16 protein-coding genes are annotated in these 16,081 nt (G+C 53.6%); 13 read left to right on the top strand and 3 right to left on the bottom strand.

The genetic code is table 11. The features are described from left to right. Positions 1-16: 16 nt before the first annotated feature. The 4 genes from lepA (at position 17) to Abor_RS03990 (ending at position 5,586) form a co-directional block, all read left to right on the top strand. Positions 17-1,822 carry a translation elongation factor 4 gene (gene lepA, locus Abor_RS04005; protein ID WP_048840555.1) on the top strand — a complete coding sequence of 602 codons (1,806 nt, stop codon included), beginning with the start codon at positions 17-19 and terminating at the stop codon, positions 1,820-1,822. 144 nt (positions 1,823-1,966) lie between these two features. Next, positions 1,967-3,142 (top strand): homoserine O-acetyltransferase MetX, encoded by a 1,176-nt coding sequence (metX, locus tag Abor_RS04000; protein WP_048840554.1) that lies wholly within the window; start codon positions 1,967-1,969, stop codon positions 3,140-3,142. Next, the gene (metW, locus tag Abor_RS03995) at positions 3,142-3,765 is read left to right on the top strand and encodes a methionine biosynthesis protein MetW (protein WP_048840553.1); all 624 of its coding nucleotides are present in this window, start codon (positions 3,142-3,144) and stop codon (positions 3,763-3,765) included. The genes metX and metW overlap by 1 nt, the downstream gene beginning before the upstream one ends. 498 nt (positions 3,766-4,263) lie before the next feature. Then, entirely contained in the window at positions 4,264-5,586 is a 1,323-nt protein-coding gene (locus Abor_RS03990) for a DEAD/DEAH box helicase (RefSeq protein ID WP_048840552.1), read from the top strand. Between the two features lie 60 nt (positions 5,587-5,646). Here Abor_RS03990 and Abor_RS03985 read toward each other — a convergent pair whose 3' ends face one another. From Abor_RS03985 to Abor_RS03975, 3 genes are all read right to left on the bottom strand, one after another. Further along, positions 5,647-6,489 (bottom strand): endonuclease/exonuclease/phosphatase family protein, encoded by an 843-nt coding sequence (locus Abor_RS03985; RefSeq protein WP_232015158.1) that lies wholly within the window; start codon positions 6,487-6,489, stop codon positions 5,647-5,649. Positions 6,490-6,574: 85 nt separating this feature from the next. Then, on the bottom strand, positions 6,575-7,267 hold the full coding sequence (locus tag Abor_RS03980; RefSeq protein ID WP_048840550.1) for a carbonic anhydrase: 693 nt from the start codon (positions 7,265-7,267) through the stop codon (positions 6,575-6,577). A gap of 258 nt (positions 7,268-7,525) precedes the next feature. Next, a complete protein-coding gene (locus Abor_RS03975; protein ID WP_048840549.1) occupies positions 7,526-8,149 on the bottom strand; it encodes a LabA-like NYN domain-containing protein in 624 nt (207 codons plus the stop codon). Positions 8,150-8,307: 158 nt separating this feature from the next. Here Abor_RS03975 and folK point away from each other — a divergent pair, with 158 nt between their 5' ends. The 9 genes from folK to frr all read left to right on the top strand — a co-directional run bounded on the left by folK (position 8,308) and on the right by frr (position 16,060). After that, positions 8,308-8,796 (top strand): 2-amino-4-hydroxy-6-hydroxymethyldihydropteridine diphosphokinase, encoded by a 489-nt coding sequence (gene folK, locus Abor_RS03970; RefSeq protein WP_084594375.1) that lies wholly within the window; start codon positions 8,308-8,310, stop codon positions 8,794-8,796. Positions 8,797-8,875: 79 nt separating this feature from the next. Next, the gene (gene rpoZ / locus Abor_RS03965) at positions 8,876-9,247 is read left to right on the top strand and encodes a DNA-directed RNA polymerase subunit omega (protein ID WP_048840547.1); all 372 of its coding nucleotides are present in this window, start codon (positions 8,876-8,878) and stop codon (positions 9,245-9,247) included. Positions 9,248-9,355: 108 nt separating this feature from the next. Further along, positions 9,356-11,611 (top strand): RelA/SpoT family protein, encoded by a 2,256-nt coding sequence (locus Abor_RS03960; RefSeq protein WP_048840673.1) that lies wholly within the window; start codon positions 9,356-9,358, stop codon positions 11,609-11,611. A gap of 31 nt (positions 11,612-11,642) precedes the next feature. Beyond that, positions 11,643-12,050, top strand: coding sequence for a holo-ACP synthase (gene acpS, locus Abor_RS03955; RefSeq protein WP_048840672.1), 408 nt, complete (start codon positions 11,643-11,645; stop codon positions 12,048-12,050). 76 nt (positions 12,051-12,126) lie between these two features. Continuing rightward, positions 12,127-12,936 (top strand): signal peptidase I, encoded by an 810-nt coding sequence (gene lepB, locus Abor_RS03950; protein WP_048840546.1) that lies wholly within the window; start codon positions 12,127-12,129, stop codon positions 12,934-12,936. Beyond that, positions 12,933-13,679, top strand: coding sequence for a ribonuclease III (gene rnc / locus Abor_RS03945; RefSeq protein WP_048840545.1), 747 nt, complete (start codon positions 12,933-12,935; stop codon positions 13,677-13,679). The genes lepB and rnc overlap by 4 nt, the downstream gene beginning before the upstream one ends. After that, positions 13,672-14,571 (top strand): GTPase Era, encoded by a 900-nt coding sequence (gene era / locus Abor_RS03940; RefSeq protein WP_048840544.1) that lies wholly within the window; start codon positions 13,672-13,674, stop codon positions 14,569-14,571. The genes rnc and era overlap by 8 nt, the downstream gene beginning before the upstream one ends. Before the next feature lie 109 nt (positions 14,572-14,680). Then, complete coding sequence (gene pyrH / locus Abor_RS03935; protein ID WP_048840543.1) at positions 14,681-15,418, top strand: UMP kinase; 738 nt, start codon at positions 14,681-14,683, stop codon at positions 15,416-15,418. A 99-nt stretch (positions 15,419-15,517) separates the two neighbouring features. Then, complete coding sequence (gene frr, locus Abor_RS03930) at positions 15,518-16,060, top strand: ribosome recycling factor (protein ID WP_048840542.1); 543 nt, start codon at positions 15,518-15,520, stop codon at positions 16,058-16,060. Positions 16,061-16,081 lie beyond the last annotated feature (21 nt).

Raw genomic sequence — 16,081 nt, 5'->3', positions numbered from 1 at the left:
GCTTAAAGGGAGCAACATGACCGACACACCCCTTTCGCTCATCCGCAATTTCTCGATTATCGCCCATATTGACCATGGGAAATCGACACTGGCTGACCGCCTAATTCAGGCTTGCGGGGCTTTGACCGCCCGCGAGATGTCTAATCAGGTGCTCGATAACATGGATCTGGAGCGAGAGCGGGGTATTACCATCAAGGCCCAGACCGTGCGTCTGACCTACCCGGCCAAAGACGGCAACACCTATGTGTTGAACCTGATGGACACCCCCGGACATGTTGACTTTGCCTACGAGGTCAGTCGGTCTTTGGCGGCGTGTGAAGGGTCTTTGTTGGTTGTTGATGCCTCTCAAGGGGTAGAAGCCCAAACACTGGCTAACGTGTACCAGGCCATTGATGCCAACCACGAAATTGTGCCCGTGCTCAACAAAGTTGACCTACCCGCAGCAGAACCAGAGCGCGTTAAAGCCCAAATTGAAGAAGTGATTGGCATTCCGGCCGATGATGCGGTGGAAATTTCTGCCAAAACCGGCCTGAATATTGAAGGCGTGCTGGAAGCCATTGTAACCCGTTTGCCCCCACCGGTAGGTGATGCTGAAAAGCCCCTACAAGCCATGCTGGTTGATAGCTGGTACGACCCCTATCTGGGCGTGATCGTGCTGGTGCGAATCAAAGAAGGCCGGCTGAAGCGCGGCATGAAAATTCGCATGATGTCTAACGGCGCTGTGCATCTGGTTGACCAGGTGGGTGTGTTCTCCCCACGCATGACCAACGTTGAAAGCCTTGGCCCGGGTGAGATGGGGTATATTAACGCCGCCATTAAAACCGTGGCTGACTGTAACGTGGGTGACACCATTACAGACGACCGCCGCCCGGCAGAAACGGCACTGGCAGGCTTTAAGCCGTCTATTCCGGTTGTGTGGTGTGGTCTCTTCCCCATTGTGGCAGATGACTTTGAAAAACTGCGCGACAGCCTTGCCAAACTACGCCTGAACGATGCCTCGTTCCATTATGAGGCAGAAACCTCTGCCGCGTTGGGCTTTGGGTTCCGCTGTGGCTTTTTGGGCCTGTTGCACCTTGAAATTATTCAAGAACGCCTATCGCGTGAGTTCGACCTTGACCTGATTGCGACGGCACCATCGGTTGTCTACAAACTGACCCTGACCAACGGGGTTGAAGAAGAACTCCATAACCCGGCTGATATGCCTGACCTGTCCCAGATTGAGGCGATTTACGAACCGTGGATCAAAGCCACCATTATGGTGCCAGACGAGTATCTGGGCGCTGTGCTTACGTTGTGCACAGAGCGGCGCGGTGTGCAGGTTGACCTAACTTACGTGGGCAACCGGGCTATGGCCGTTTACCGCCTACCCTTGAACGAAGTGGTGTTTGACTTCTATGACCGTTTGAAGTCTCTCACACGCGGGTATGCCAGCTTTGACTACCAGATGGACGGCTACGAAGAGAGCGATCTTGTGCGTATCTCTATTCTGGTCAACCAAGAGTCGGTAGATGCGCTGTCTTTCATCGCGCATCGATCTGCGTCAGAAGCGCGTGGGCGCGCTATTTGCGCCCGCTTGAAAGACCTTATTCCGCGCCAGTTGTTTAAAATTGCTATTCAGGCCGCTATTGGCAGCAAAGTGATTGCGCGTGAAACCATTGGCGCACTCTCCAAAGACGTGACGGCCAAATGTTATGGTGGTGACATTTCACGTAAGCGCAAGCTGCTGGATAAGCAGAAAGAAGGTAAAAAGCGCATGCGGCAGTTTGGTAAGGTGGAAATTCCACAAAGTGCCTTCCTTGCTGCCCTCAAGATGGATGGCTAAAATAAAAGGGCAGGGGCGTGTTACATGCTCCTGCTTTGCCGTTGCGTGCCTGAGCGCAAACCAGCACCCACGCTAAAGCGTACTTGCTAAGTCCTGTTTGTGCGCTTATGTCGGGTTCATCTTGCCGGAGTTGTCGAGTAAGCCATGAACAGCACAGCCCCTCTCGATGTTGGAGAGCACCAGCACTGTACCTTCCCCGAGGGGTTAGACCTTGAGTGTGGGGTGCATCTTGCCGCACTTGATGTTGCGTATTGCAGCTACGGTACACTCTCTCCCACAAAAGATAATGCCATTGTGGTGTGCCACGCCTTTACAGGCGACCAGTATGTGGCCGAAGAGCACCCCCTAACGGGCAAACCCGGCTGGTGGTCGCGTATGGTGGGGCCGGGGCGCCCTATTGATACCAACCGCTTTTTTGTTATTTGCATGAATGTGCTAGGGGGCTGCATGGGCAGTACCGGCCCGCGCTCTTTGCGTACAGATGGCGTGGGTGATGGCACAGAACGGTGGGGCACTGACTTTCCGCCCGTTACCGTGCGCGACATGGTACGCGCGCAATACAAATTGGTGCGCCATTTTGGTATAGAACGGCTCTTTGCGGTGGTTGGCGGGTCTATGGGCGGCATGCAGGTGCTGGAGTGGGCTGTAACCTACCCCAACATGATGCTGGCAGCCATGCCTATAGCCACGGCACCATACCATTCGGCACAAAATATTGCGTTTAACGAGGTGGGCCGCCAGTCCATTTTTGCAGACCCAGACTGGCATGGTGGCCGGTACTGGCAGCATGATGTTGTGCCGGCTCGTGGCTTGGCTGTTGCGCGTATGATGGCCCATATTACTTACCTGTCTGAAGAAGCTCTAACCCGCAAATTTGGCCGCCGGGTGCGCAAAGACCCCTCTAACGCCCAAGCGCCAGAGGCCTCACTGTCTATGTTCAGTGATGTGTTTGAGGTGGAGTCGTACCTGCGTTACCAAGGCTCTGCCTTTGTGCGCCGGTTTGACGCCAACTCGTACCTGACCATTACCCGCGCCATGGACTGGTTTGACCTTGCTGCCGAGCATGATGGTGAACTGCCTAATGCTTTTAAAGGTACGCCGGTGCGGTTTTGTGTGGTGTCTTTTTCATCAGACTGGCTGTTTCCAACGTCTAGCTCTCGCTACCTTGTGCGCGCACTTAATCAGGCGGCGGCCAATGTGTCGTTTGTCGAAATTGAGACCGACAAAGGCCATGATGCGTTTTTGCTGGACGAACCAGATTTTGACCGCACTGTACGCGGCTTTTTGTGCGGCGTTGCCGACCATGCGGGGCTTGCCTAATGCGCCTTGACCAACGGCTGATAGCCGACATGATAGAACCCGGCACGCGTGTGCTTGATATTGGCAGCGGAGATGGTGCTTTGCTTGACCATCTCTTTCGCTTACGTGGCTGCGATGCGCGGGGCATTGAAATTGACATGCGTGAGGTCACACGCTCGGTTGCACATGGCTTGCCCGTAGTGCACGGCGATGCCGACCATGACCTTTCACACTACCCCGATGGTGCGTTTGACTATGTGGTGCTGCAACGCACCCTGCAAGCAGTAGAACGCCCGCGTGAGGTATTGCGCCAAATGTTGCGTATTGGCCGGCATGCCATTGTCTCTTTCCCTAATTTTGGGCACTGGCGGCTAAGATTGATGATGCTGTTTAGCGGCCGCATGCCCATGACCTCTGTTTGGCATACGCCGTGGTACGAAACCCCCAATATTCACCCCTGCACCATTCGGGACTTTTTGGCCCTGTGCCAAGAAGAAGGGTATTGCGTGCAGCAATGGATGGCAGTTGATGAAGATGGCGAGCGTGCGCCATGGCGCCGCTCTATCCGGTTAGCAAATTTATTTGGTGAGCAGGCATTGTTCTTGTTGGGCCGTAAAGAAGACTGTCAGCCAGCACGTAAATAAAACTTTTTATTAGGAGTGTATGAAGAGAAGAGGGGCAAATGTCGCTCTCAAAACCAAAAATGCTTTCATTAAACAAAAATTTCTTCTTAAAAATTTGTTAGTTACTCTGATAAATAAGACGTAACGCAACAAAATGTTTATTTTAGAAAAACATAAAAAAATGCTTTTAAAACATACATTTAAAATAAATCTTTCTACGTTTGCCATATGAGCAACCGGTATATGTCGGGTTATATTTGTGGTTTATTACAGGACTAATATGGTACGGAAGGCTTGCAGGACTAAAAAAGTCCTTTTATACGAACCACAGAGGGCAGGGTTTCATTGGGTTTCCAAAACTGGCGACGCTGCCAAGTAACGTTATTAAAACTCCATGCGCGCGTGTGCCTGCTTATGCCAGTGGTTTGCCGGGGTGCGTGCCTTGAAAATAAAAGTGCTTAACTGGAAAAAAGCAAACTTTGCTTTTGGTTCTGGTGGCGCAAAGAGGTTTTCGCCCTGATGACTACGTTTTCTGACCTGAAACTTGCTGAACCCCTTTTAAAGGCACTTGCCGAAGAAGGGTACGAAACCCCTACGCCTATTCAGGCGCAGTCTATCCCGCACCTTCTGCAAGGGCGTGATCTGCTGGGGTTGGCTCAGACCGGTACAGGTAAAACCGCAGCATTCTCTCTGCCTATTCTTGATTATTTGCTTAAAAACCCCAAAGCCGTTGGCCCTAAAAAAGCACGTGTTCTGGTGTTGGCCCCCACGCGTGAGCTGGTTTCGCAAATTAGCGACAGCTTTAAGGCTTACGCCCGCCATATGAAATGCTCGCAAGCTGTGGTGTTTGGTGGCGTTGGGCAAGGGCGCCAAGTTGAAGCCATGCGCCGTGGGGTAGATGTGCTGGTGGCTGCACCGGGCCGCTTGCTTGACCTGATCGGGCAAGGGCATATCGACCTATCAGCACTCGAAGTGCTGGTGCTGGACGAAGCAGACCGTATGCTTGATATGGGTTTTGTGCGCGATATTCGCCGTATTATGACCTATCTGCCAGAGCAACGGCAAACATTGCTGTTCTCTGCCACCATGCCACGCAGCATTGCAGACTTGGCCGGGTCTTTGCTGGATAACCCCGCACAGGTTGAGGTGACACCACCTTCAAGCACGGTGGATCGTATCCAGCAGGCTGTTATGTTTGTGAATGCCCCAGACAAACGCGATGCACTGCTCACGCTGGTTGAATCTCCCAAAGTTGCCCGTGCTGTTGTGTTTACGCTTATGAAGCACGAAGCCAATAAAGTGGCTGAGTTCTTGAATAAAAACAGCATTGTGGCTGAGGCTATTCACGGCAATAAGTCACAAGGTGCGCGTGAGCGCGCCATGAAAGGCTTTAGAGCCGGTAGCGTAAAAGTTCTGGTGGCAACAGACATTGCCGCCCGTGGTATTGACGTGGATGAAGTAAGCCACGTCTTTAACTACGACCTGCCCAACGTGCCAGAAAGCTATGTGCACCGTATTGGCCGTACTGCCCGTGCAGGGCGCGATGGTTGGGCCGTGTCTTTCTGCGACCCGGAACAACGCGCTTGGTTGCGGGATATTGAAAAGACCATTGGTAAGCCAATACCTGTTGTGCGTGACCACCCTTGGCATTCTGCTGATGCAGAAAACTCTACGCAGCGCCCTCCCGTTCTGGGGGGTGGCGGCCGTGGTCGTGGCGGCCCGCCGCGCGGTGGTCGCCCCGGTGGCGGTGGTGGTGGCCGTGGGCCGCAAGGTGGTGCACCGCGCCGTGGGAATGGCGGTGGGCGTGGCCACGGTGGCCGTGCTGCGGCAGGGCCACGCTAAAACCTATTTTTTGTTTGTTTAAAAATACTAAAACCGTCTCAGTTCTTCTGGGGCGGTTTTTTAGTATTCAGGCATGTTTACAAGAACAGAAACCGGGCAGTGGTCTGACAGAACGGCTTTTTCTGTTGGTTGGTAAACCATAACCCGTAAAGAGTATGGCGCAGCCCACGCGCTTGCTGTCCCGCCCAATATAATATGGTCTATAAAATAGCTGCCACCCGCACAGGGGCTTGCTGCCCCGGCGGTTGCGAGTGTGAGGGGGGTGTCGTGCACAAGAGTTTGAAAAAACGGGTCGTGTGGGGTCATGCGGCGGTTGAAGTCACCCATAATGGCAAAGGCTTCGTGCGCGTTTTGGCGTGCGGCAACCCAAGTATGTAAAGCCGCAAATTGCTGCACCAGTAGGGGGCAAGAGTGCCCTTTTTCAGTGGGGGCATTGTCCCAACACCCAGTTTTAAGATGCACAACAAGCAGCCTTAGGCTGGTTTTGCCTTTGTGTAGGGTAAGGTCTAGGCCGCTTCTAAGCGGGTGTGGTGTAAGTGCTGGGTTAAGAGCCAGTGCTGTAAAGTCTGGGTTTTGTGTTGCGTTTAAGCCAAGCCGTATGGCGGCCCCTGTGCGTTGTAAGACGCTGTCTTGCGTCATAAAAATTTGGTAGTTTGTGGGGGTAAAAACACGGGCGGCAATGGCTGGTGTTGCCACTTCCTGAAACCCAATAACATCTGCATTTAAATGCTGGGCATAGGTTGCAAGGGCTGCAAGGTCTTGGTTGGTGCGGCGCGGAATATCGGCCGGGGCCGTGGCGCTAAGGGGGCTTGCTGTATCTAGCAGCCACTCCATATTCCATGTTGCAAATTTTAAGGGCTGTGCGGTGGCTTGGGGTGTGCAGGCTAAAGTAAAGGCCAGCACACCCCCGCATGCCCCAGCGATGCGCAAGAAAGTAAGGCGGGGGCATGTGGAGCTGGCAGAACAGATGTGTTCTGCCAGAGTAGTTTTAGGCTTTTTCTGCTTCTGTCGCTTCCAGATTTGCAATGCTGTCTGCAATGGAAACGGTTGTGCGTGTCTGTTCATCCAGAATGCTGATCTCACCAGAGCCGATGTCATAGAACCAGCCTTGCAGGAACAACGTGCCGCGCGCTAGCCCTGCGGCAACAGCAGGGTGGGTGCGTAAGTGAGCAATCTGGAGCAGAACGTTTTGTTCTGACAGGCTGCGTACTGTTGCTGGCCCGGCATCTTCTGCGCTGAAGTCGCCCAATGCGGCGCGTGCTGCTTCTGCATTACGCAGCCATGAGGCAACGGTGGGCATTTTATCCAGCCCGGCTTTTTCTGGGGCCATAAGGGCTTTCATGGCGCCACAGTCTGAGTGGCCGCACACAATAATGGAAGACACACCAAGGCCCAGTACGGCGTATTCAATGGCAGAAGAGACACCGCCCAGCATTTCGCCGTAAGCAGGGACAATGTTGCCAATATTGCGCAAAATAAACAGGTCACCCGGTTCGGTCTGGGTAATCAGGTTGGGGTTAATACGGCTGTCTGCGCAGGCAATAAACAGCGCATCGGGGGATTGCCCGCCAGCAAGGCTGGCAAAGAGCCGCTCTTTGGCTGGGAACACCTCAGTATTGAAATGTTCAACGCCGCGAAGCAACGAGATAAGGCTGGATCGGGCTTCAGAACATGTGGGCATGAATTAACTCCAGATAATAAAACGGCCATCCGTTCCATGATGGACGCGATGACCATCATAGTAGAGTTGCTTTAAACGCATGACACCTCTTTTCTTTCCACATCTCTAAAAATTTTTTTAAAGTAAATTTTTTAGAAATTTATTTGGTTTATCAAAGAGGTAAAGAGGGAATACGCGACTTATATAACAAAAACGTGATGACCTTACTTAAAAGATCATCACGTTCCATACGCCAGATTTATACCAAAAGGTAGAACCTTAGAGGAGTGGATCTTCCTCTTCAGGCTCGCTCATCTGGTCTGCCGGATGCCGGATAGGGGCCGCAGCACGCACTGGGCGAGTCGGGGCTTCTGTCTGGCGGCGGGTAAAGTTGGCACCCAGTGTTGCCAGTTCAAGAAACTGGTCTGCTTGCCTGCGCAGATCATCACCAATCAGAGGTGGGTTAGAGCGCATGGAAGAGACAACAGATACACGTGTGCCTTGGCGCTGCACGGCTTCAACCACGCGGCGGAAGTCTGAATCGCCTGTAAAGAGAATCGCATGGTCGATGTGGGGTGCCATTTCCAGCATATCCACAGCAATTTCTATTTCCATGTTCCCTTTAACGCGGCGCTTACCGGTTGCGTCGGTAAATTCACGCGCGGGTTTGGTGACCAAGAAATAACCGTTATAGGAAAGCCAGTCTGTTAAAGGCTTAAGTGGAGAATAGTCTTCTGTATCCAGTATGGCAGCGTAATAATAAGCACGAATAATGTGGGTCTTGGATGTGAAAAAATCTAACAGTTTTTTATAGTCAACATCAAAGCCCAGACTTCTTGATGTAGAATAAAGGCTTGAGCCATCTATAAAAAGACATGTTCTTTCATCTTTTTTTAAGTTCATTTGTTTTGTACCCTTTAATATAGAACCAACAGAGCATGTGAAATTTTGTTAAAAATTATTTCATCTCATGGTGTCATAACATGTCAACGCATCAGTTATACTAGTGTTGCATGTAAAAAGATATATCCCAAAACATGAAAAACTGGAAGGGGACAGAAATGGTACTGATCGCGGTGGGGGCAAATTTACCCTTGGGCGAGCAGGCAGCACTTGCAACCTGCCAAGAGGTGGTTGCGGCACTGCGTGCGGTGGAAGGTATTGATGTTATTGCTGTTTCGCGCTGGTACGAAAGTGCGCCCATGCCGCCGTCTGGGCAGCCGCCATACGTTAATGGGGTTGTGCGCATTGCAACGGATCTGCCGCCTTACCAGTTGTTAAATATATTACAAAAACTTGAGGCAGATTACGGGCGGCAGCGTTCTGTGCCTAATGCCGCGCGTACGCTTGATTTGGACATTATAGCCTATAACGCTTTGTGCCAGGCAGACCCTAAGCTAACTCTGCCACACCCCCGTGCGCATGAGCGTGCATTTGTCTTGTTGCCCTTGCACGATGTGGCCCCAGAATGGGTGCACCCAAGCCTTGGTGTGGGGGTGGATGCTTTGCTGGAAGGGGTTTCTGGGCAGGAAATCAGGAGAATCCCCTAAACAGCCCTTTCGTGTTGGGGGCTGATGCGCTAGAATGCTCTTTCTGATTTTTAGCTGAATTGTCTGGAGGCTCTTCGTAATGGCCCGCGTCACCGTCGAAGACTGCGTAGAGAAAGTCCCTAACCGCTTTGAGCTGGTGCTGTATGCGGCCCAACGTGCCCGCAACATCTCCCGCGGGGAAGAGCTTACCATTGATCGGGATAATGACAAGAATCCGGTTGTTGCCCTGCGCGAAATCGCAGACGAAACCGTGAAACTGCCCGAACTGCGCAATGATCTTATCCGCTCTCAGGCCCGTGAGCCTGAACCCGAACCTGTTGATGAAGAAGTGCAGGATCTGGTGCCAACAGAGCAAAATATCTTTGGCTTGCAGGAAGTCTCTCCTGAAGAAGAAGCTGCTGACGACGCCGGTGCGGTTGAAGCTGCCCTGAGCGGGCGCGGTCGCCGGTAAGAGCGTGTGGCGCAGGCGGGTAGCGATAATCTGAGCAGTGCCGGTATTCCGGCACAGATAGATGCACAGGCTGCCCTGCCGCCCGCAACGCAAGAAGGCGCTGTAACAATCGCTCCTACGCGGCCTGAAAAGCTGCGTGGTGATGTTAATTGTGAGCGCCTTGTCCATGTGGTGCGTGAGTACGCACCCGGGGCGGATATGGACCTTATCCGCCGGGCTTTTGCTGTCGCCAAAAAGGCGCACGAAGGCCAGCTCCGTGATAACGGAGACCCCTATATAACCCACCCCTTAGCCGTAGCCATGATTTTGGCTGGCTTTAGGCTGGATGTGCCGTCTTTATTGACGGCGTTGCTGCACGATACGATTGAAGATACCGGCATAACGCAAGACGAACTGCGTAAGCAGTTTGGCGACACTGTGGCCGATTTGGTTGATGGTGTGACCAAGCTAACCCGGCTTGAGTTGCAGTCTGACCGTACCAAGCAGGCTGAAAACTTCCGTAAGCTTGTGCTGGCTATGTCCAAAGACATTCGTGTTCTTTTGGTCAAGCTGGCAGACCGCCTGCACAACATGCGCACTCTGCATTTTGTGGAGCGCACAGACCGTAGGCAACGGATTGCTCGTGAAACGCTCGATATTTACGCGCCTCTGGCCGAGCGTATTGGTATGGACCGGGTTAAGACAGAGTTGCAAAACCTGTCTTTTGCCCAGTTGGAACCCGAGGCCGATGCCACCATTCGTGCTCGTTTAAACTATCTGCGCGGGCAGGGGGCGGATGTTATTGAAGAGGTGCGGCGTGAGTTGCTGCGCCTGTGCCACGAAGCCGGACTGAAAAACGTTCATGTGTCTGGCCGTGAAAAATCTCCCTATTCTATTTGGGAGAAAATGCAGCGTCGGAATGTGGCGTTCGAGCAGTTGTCAGACATCATGGCTTTTCGGGTATTAGTTGATGCACGAGAAGACTGCTATATGGCGCTAGGCGCTGTGCACGCGGCGTACCCCGTTATTGCCGGGCGCTTTAAAGACTATATTTCAACGCCAAAAGCCAACGGTTATCAAAGTTTGCATACGGGTGTGACGCTGCGCTCACCCCGTAACCAAAAAATTGAGGTGCAAATTAGAACCTCTGCCATGCATGACGTGGCAGAAAACGGGGTGGCAGCGCACTGGGCGTATAAAGACGGCACCGCAGAAGATGAAAGCGGGCCAGCAGCCTTTAGGCGGCCACGCTGGGTGCAGGATCTGCTTGAAATTCTGGAGGCATCATCTGCGCCAGATGAGTTTTTGGAAAACACGAAACTTGAACTCTACCAAGATCAGGTTTTTTGTTTTTCCCCCAAAGGTCAGCTTATTTCTCTGCCGCGCGGCGCAACCCCGGTTGACTTTGCCTACGCTGTACACAGCCAGATTGGTGACGCCTGCGTAGGTGCTAAAATTAACGGCCGCCTGATGCCCCTGCGGCATGAACTACAAAATGGCGACCAAGTAGAAATTATGACCGCCCGTGGCGGCGCACCCTCTCCCTCGTGGGAGCGGTTTGTTGTTACGGGTAAAGCGCGCGCGCGTATTCGCCGCTATGTGGCCGCCCAGCAGCGCCAAACTTATTTAGATAATGGGCGCGCGGCCTTGGCTAAAGCCTTCCGTCAGGAAGGGGTCGATGGGTCTGAAAAAGTGATTGAGCCTACGCTCAAAACGCTTAAGCAAGCCAGCTTGCAAGACCTGTATGTGGCCATTGGCAACAACAACCTGAGCGCGCGCGATGTTGTGTCTGTTGCCTACCCAGAGTTACGTCGTGCGTCACGTGCGCCGCGTATGGTGCCGGGTCTGCCCGGTGTGTTGGGTACGGCTGGCCCGCGCCCACGCTCTGCGCCGGGGGCAGCGAGTGGCCGCCGCTCTGGTGGGGCTATTCCGCTCTTGGGGCTTGGGCCGGGTGTGGCTGTGCATTTTGCAGCATGCTGCCACCCCTTGCCGGGTGACCGTATTGTGGGTGTTGTCGCAACGGGTCGTGGCGTTACGGTGCATACCCGTACCTGCCAAACGCTGGAAAGCTTTGCAGCCACCCCAGAACGCTTTTTGGACGTGGACTGGGACTACGATGCCATGTCTCGCGCGGGTGTGGGCGAGTTGCGGGTGGGGCGTATTAGCCTGGTGGCAGATAACGAGCCATCTGTGCTGGCAACGGTTACCAACACGGTTTCAAAATGTGATGCCTCTATGGTGAACCTGAAAATTGTAAACCGGCAGCTCGATTTCATGGAAATACTGGTAGATGTGGAAGTGCGTGACCTGCGCCACCTCTCTTCTGTTATTGCCGGGTTGCGGGCGGCGTCTGGTATTGTGCAGGCAGACAGGGCGCGCTCGTAATGGGTGGGCAGTGCAGCGGTAAGGAATGGGTATGAGTCTTATCGCGGTAGGGGTCGATCTGTGCGATATGCGCCGTATAGAGCGGGCCATAGAGCGCTTTGGTGAACGGTTTTTGGAGCGGGTTTTTACCCCCATAGAGCGTGCACGGGCAGAGCGCCGCACGGGGGCTGCGCGTATTGGCGCCTATGCAAAACGTTGGGCCGCGAAAGAGGCCGGGGCTAAAGCTTTAGGCACCGGCTTTGCGCAAGGTGTGGCCCATAGCTTAATCGGGGTTGAAAACCTGCCAACGGGGCAGCCAACGCTGGTTTTGCAAGGTGGGGCATTACTAAGGTTGCATACGCTTGTTCCCGCAGGGTATGAGCCGCATATTCTTTTAAGTATGACGGATGAACCGCCATATGCTTTTGCCGAGGTGATTATCTCGGCCCGTGCGGGTTGACACACGACAGGCCCCACGGTTTGACTTTGGACGTTTTTCTTTTGTCGGAACCACTTTCACACAGGCGATGCAGGACATGACCAAACCGGAACATCCTCCCTCAAAGGCAGGCGTGGATCGTCCAGCATCAACGGGGCAGATCATTCTTGAATATGCCCGGACAATTATAACTGTTGCTATTGTGGTGACATTTGTCCGGACATTCCTGTTTGAATCCTTCGTGATTCCGTCAGGTTCCATGATCCCGAGCTTGCAGGTGGGGGACTATATCTGGGTTTCCAAATATAGTTATGGCTACTCTAAATACTCGCTCCCGTTCTCTCCTAACCTGTTTGAGGGGCGTGTTTGGGGGGGTGCGCCACACCGGGGTGATGTTGCGGTGTTCCGTTTCACAAAAGATACCTCAATTGATTACGTGAAGCGCGTTATCGGGCTGCCGGGAGACCATATTCAGGTTACGGGCGGGCATCTTTTCCTTAACGGTGAACAAGTGCCTTGCCTTGATGTGCACCCCTATACCGCCATTGATGAATCGCACGTTGCAATGGAGGGTGAAGCCTGTGAAGAGGTTTTGCCCGGCAGCAACGGCCATGCCCCCGTTAAGCATGCCATGTTGAAGCTCATGGATGACGGGCAGCAAAATAACACGCCAGAATATGTGGTGCCCGCAGGCTATTTCTTTGCCATGGGCGATAACCGAGACGACAGTGCAGACAGCCGCTTTATGGGCGATGCCCCCAAAGACCTAGGGTTTGTGCCCATGGAAAATTTGGTGGGCAAAGCTCAGCTTGTGTTTTTCTCGGCAGATTCGGTGGCGCCATTCTGGCAGTTTTGGCATTGGCCAGCCGAAATTCGGTGGGGTCGTTTATTCCGGAGCGTGACGTGACCCGCTTAGGCGCAGAACCTGCGGTTGCACCGCAGGTTGAGCAACTACAGCGCCGCTTAGGGTATGTGTTTAAGCGTTCGGCTTTGTTGCTAGAGGCGTTAACGCACCGCTCTGCTGCGTACCAAAATGCAGGGGGGCGCCGCCGCGGCCAAAAAGCTAAGGGCGCTGGATCTAACGAACGTTTGGAATTTATGGGCGACCGTGTGCTTGGCCTGTTAATGGCCGAATGGTTGCTTGAACGTTTTCCAGAAGAGCAGGAAGGCGCATTAGGGTCCCGGCTTGCGCATCTTGTTTCGCGCACCACACTTGTTGATGTGGCTGAGCGTTTGGATATTGCTACCAGCTTAACCGTAGCGGTACATGAAGCGCGTGTTGGCGTGCAGGCAACCGCCAGTGTTGTGGCTGACGCTATGGAAGCCGTGCTGGGGGCTGTTTTTCTTGATGGTGGCCTAGACCCTGCCCGTAAAATTGTACGTGCCGCATGGAAACCGCTGCTAGACGCGCAAGCCAAGCCCCCCAAAGACCCCAAAACTGCCTTGCAGGAGTGGGTGTTGGGGCGTGGGCAAGCCTTGCCTGTTTATAAAACTATCGGGGCTGATGGGCCATCTCATGCTCCGCTTTTTGTTGTTGAAGTTCAGGCTGGTGGCCAGCGGGCCGAGGGGCGCGCTGGTAGTAAACGGGCGGCAGAAAGTGCTGCTGCCGCCAGCCTTTTGGAAGAATTAGGAAAGACGCGTCATGGTTGAAACGACACGCTGCGGTTTTGCAGCCCTTGTGGGGGCTCCCAACGCGGGCAAATCAACCCTGCTTAACCGCATGGCGGGTGCCAAGCTGTCTATTGTTAGCCCCAAGGCGCAAACAACGCGCTTTCGGGTTTTGGGCATTCTTATGCGTGGCCAAACACAGATTTTGCTGGTGGACACGCCCGGAATTTTCCGCCCGCGCCGTAAGTTGGACCGTGCTATGGTCGCGGCTGCTTGGACTGGCTCGGACGATGCTGACGTAACCCTGCTGTTGGTTGATGCTCAAAAGGGCTTAACCGAAGCTGTGCAGGAAATTATGGAGCGTCTTGCCAGTGCTGGTCGTAAAATTTGGCTGGTGCTGAACAAAACAGACCTTGTGCAGCCAGAAACCTTACTGCCCTTGACCGCCGCTATTACCGAAAAACTGGCAGTTGAGCACGTGTTTATGGTGAGCGCGCGCTCTGGTAAGGGAGTTGATGACCTGCTGGATAACTTGGCTGCCAGCCTGCCGGAAGGGCCATACCTGTATCCAGAAGATGACCTAACAGACCTGCCAGACCGCTTGTTGGCGGCTGAACTGGTGCGTGAGCAAATTTTTATGCTGACACACGAAGAGGTGCCTTACGGTGCAACGGTAGAAACTGAAAGCTACAAAGACCGCCCGGATGGCTCTGTGCGGATTGATGCAACCATCTATGTCTCACGTGCGGGGCATAAAGCTATTCTGATTGGGGAAGGTGGGCAGAAAATTCGCCAGATTGGTGAGCGTGCCCGCAAGCAGCTTTCTTCTTTGCTAGAGCGGCAGTGCCATTTGTTTCTCAACGTAAAAGAGCGTTCTGGTTGGGACGAAGAACGTGCCCGCCTGCGTGCTATCGGGCTGGATGATGTGCCTTAAGCACGCTCTGGCGCTTGTCGCCTGAGGCTATGAAGGATAAGAGAGGGCACCCTGCCTTGCTTGCGCAGTAAGCAGGGGTGTTTCAGACTGTCTGCATGATCGAGGGCCAATGATTGCTTCCAAAGGCGAAACGCCAAGCCGCAAACGCGTGTTGCTTAAGGTTTCAGGTGAAGCCCTTATGGGTGATGGAGCCTTTGGGGTGGACCAGCAAACAGTTGAGCGTATTGCATCTGATGTTGCTGATGTGGTGCGTAGCGGTACGGAAGTTTGCCTGGTTGTTGGTGGCGGTAACATTTTCCGTGGTCTTGCCGCGGCTGCCAAAGGGATGGACCGTGCGCAGGGTGACTACGCAGGTATGCTGGCTACCGTCATTAACGCCCTGTTGCTGCAAAACGCCCTAGAGCGTGAGCAGATTGCAACGCGCGTTATGTCTGCTATTCATATGTCTTCTATTGCGGAGCCATATATTCGCCGCCGCGCTGTACGCCATATGGAAAAAGGGCGTGTGGTTATTTTTGCCGCTGGTACGGGCAACCCGTTCTTTACCACAGATACAGCCGCAGCCCTGCGTGCCGCAGAAATGGAATGCGATGTGCTGCTTAAAGGCACACAGGTTGATGGCGTCTATTCTGCCGACCCGAAAAAAGACCCCACAGCCAAGCGCTACGAGCAGCTTACCTATATGGATGTGCTGGCAAACCAGCTTAACGTGATGGATGCGGCTGCCATCAGCCTATCACGCGAGAACAAGCTGCCCATTATTGTGTTTAATATTGGGGAAGCAGGAGCCTTTGGGCGCGTTATGCGTGGTGAAGGGCCGTTTACACAAATTATCGAAGCCTCTTGAGGGCCTAGCGCCTTATACCTGACCTTGATGAAGAAGAGCGGGATAACGTGACCGCTCGGGAAACGGGAGAACTGAACCGTGTCTGACTTGAATGCCCTGATGGACGACCTGACCCGCCGTATGGATGGCGCACTGGAAAGCCTGCGCCGTGACTTTGCTGGCCTGCGTTCTGGCCGTGCTAGCCCAGCGTTGCTGGAGCCTGTGCGTGTAGAAGCCTATGGCAGTGAAGTGCCCCTTACGCAGGTTGGCTCCATTGCTGTGCCAGAAGCCCGTATGCTGACCGTGCAGGTATGGGATCGTGCTGTGGTTGGGGCGGTTGAGCGTGCTATTCGTGATTCGGGTCTTGGGTTAAACCCTGCGGCTGATGGTCAGGTTATTCGGGTACCCATTCCGCAGTTGACCGAAGAGCGTCGTAACGAGTTGGCGCGTGCGGCTGCACGTTATGCCGAAGGGGCTAAGGTAGCCGTGCGTGGTGTGCGCCGCGACGGGATGGATAAATCCAAAGCCTCTGAAAAGAAGGGCGATATTAGCCAAGATGACGTGAAAACGTGGTCTGAGGCTATTCAGAAGCTGACAGACCAGTATGTGAAAAAAGTTGATGACATGCTGGCTGATAAGGAACGTGAAATTAAGCAGGTCTAGGCTTGCGTGGTTTCAGGTTTG

The organism is Acetobacter orientalis, assembly GCF_000963965.1.
GTDB lineage: Bacteria > Pseudomonadota > Alphaproteobacteria > Acetobacterales > Acetobacteraceae > Acetobacter > Acetobacter orientalis.
This window is presented reverse-complemented; position numbering and strand designations above follow the sequence as displayed.

Excerpts from the sequence above, each read along its gene's own strand:
- metW (WP_048840553.1), top strand. The coding sequence starts at position 3,142 with ATGCGCCTTGACCAACGGCTGATAGCCGACATGATAGAACCCGGCACG.
- lepA (WP_048840555.1), top strand. The coding sequence starts at position 17 with ATGACCGACACACCCCTTTCGCTCATCCGCAATTTCTCGATTATCGCC.
- era (WP_048840544.1), top strand. The coding sequence starts at position 13,672 with ATGGTTGAAACGACACGCTGCGGTTTTGCAGCCCTTGTGGGGGCTCCC.
- rpoZ (WP_048840547.1), top strand. The coding sequence starts at position 8,876 with ATGGCCCGCGTCACCGTCGAAGACTGCGTAGAGAAAGTCCCTAACCGC.
- folK (WP_084594375.1), top strand. The coding sequence starts at position 8,308 with ATGGTACTGATCGCGGTGGGGGCAAATTTACCCTTGGGCGAGCAGGCA.
- acpS (WP_048840672.1), top strand. The coding sequence starts at position 11,643 with ATGAGTCTTATCGCGGTAGGGGTCGATCTGTGCGATATGCGCCGTATA.
- frr (WP_048840542.1), top strand. The coding sequence starts at position 15,518 with ATGGACGACCTGACCCGCCGTATGGATGGCGCACTGGAAAGCCTGCGC.
- Abor_RS03980 (WP_048840550.1), bottom strand. The coding sequence starts at position 7,267 with ATGCCCACATGTTCTGAAGCCCGATCCAGCCTTATCTCGTTGCTTCGC.
- Abor_RS03990 (WP_048840552.1), top strand. The coding sequence starts at position 4,264 with ATGACTACGTTTTCTGACCTGAAACTTGCTGAACCCCTTTTAAAGGCA.
- lepB (WP_048840546.1), top strand. The coding sequence starts at position 12,127 with ATGACCAAACCGGAACATCCTCCCTCAAAGGCAGGCGTGGATCGTCCA.
- metX (WP_048840554.1), top strand. The coding sequence starts at position 1,967 with ATGAACAGCACAGCCCCTCTCGATGTTGGAGAGCACCAGCACTGTACC.
- pyrH (WP_048840543.1), top strand. The coding sequence starts at position 14,681 with ATGATTGCTTCCAAAGGCGAAACGCCAAGCCGCAAACGCGTGTTGCTT.
- Abor_RS03975 (WP_048840549.1), bottom strand. The coding sequence starts at position 8,149 with ATGAACTTAAAAAAAGATGAAAGAACATGTCTTTTTATAGATGGCTCA.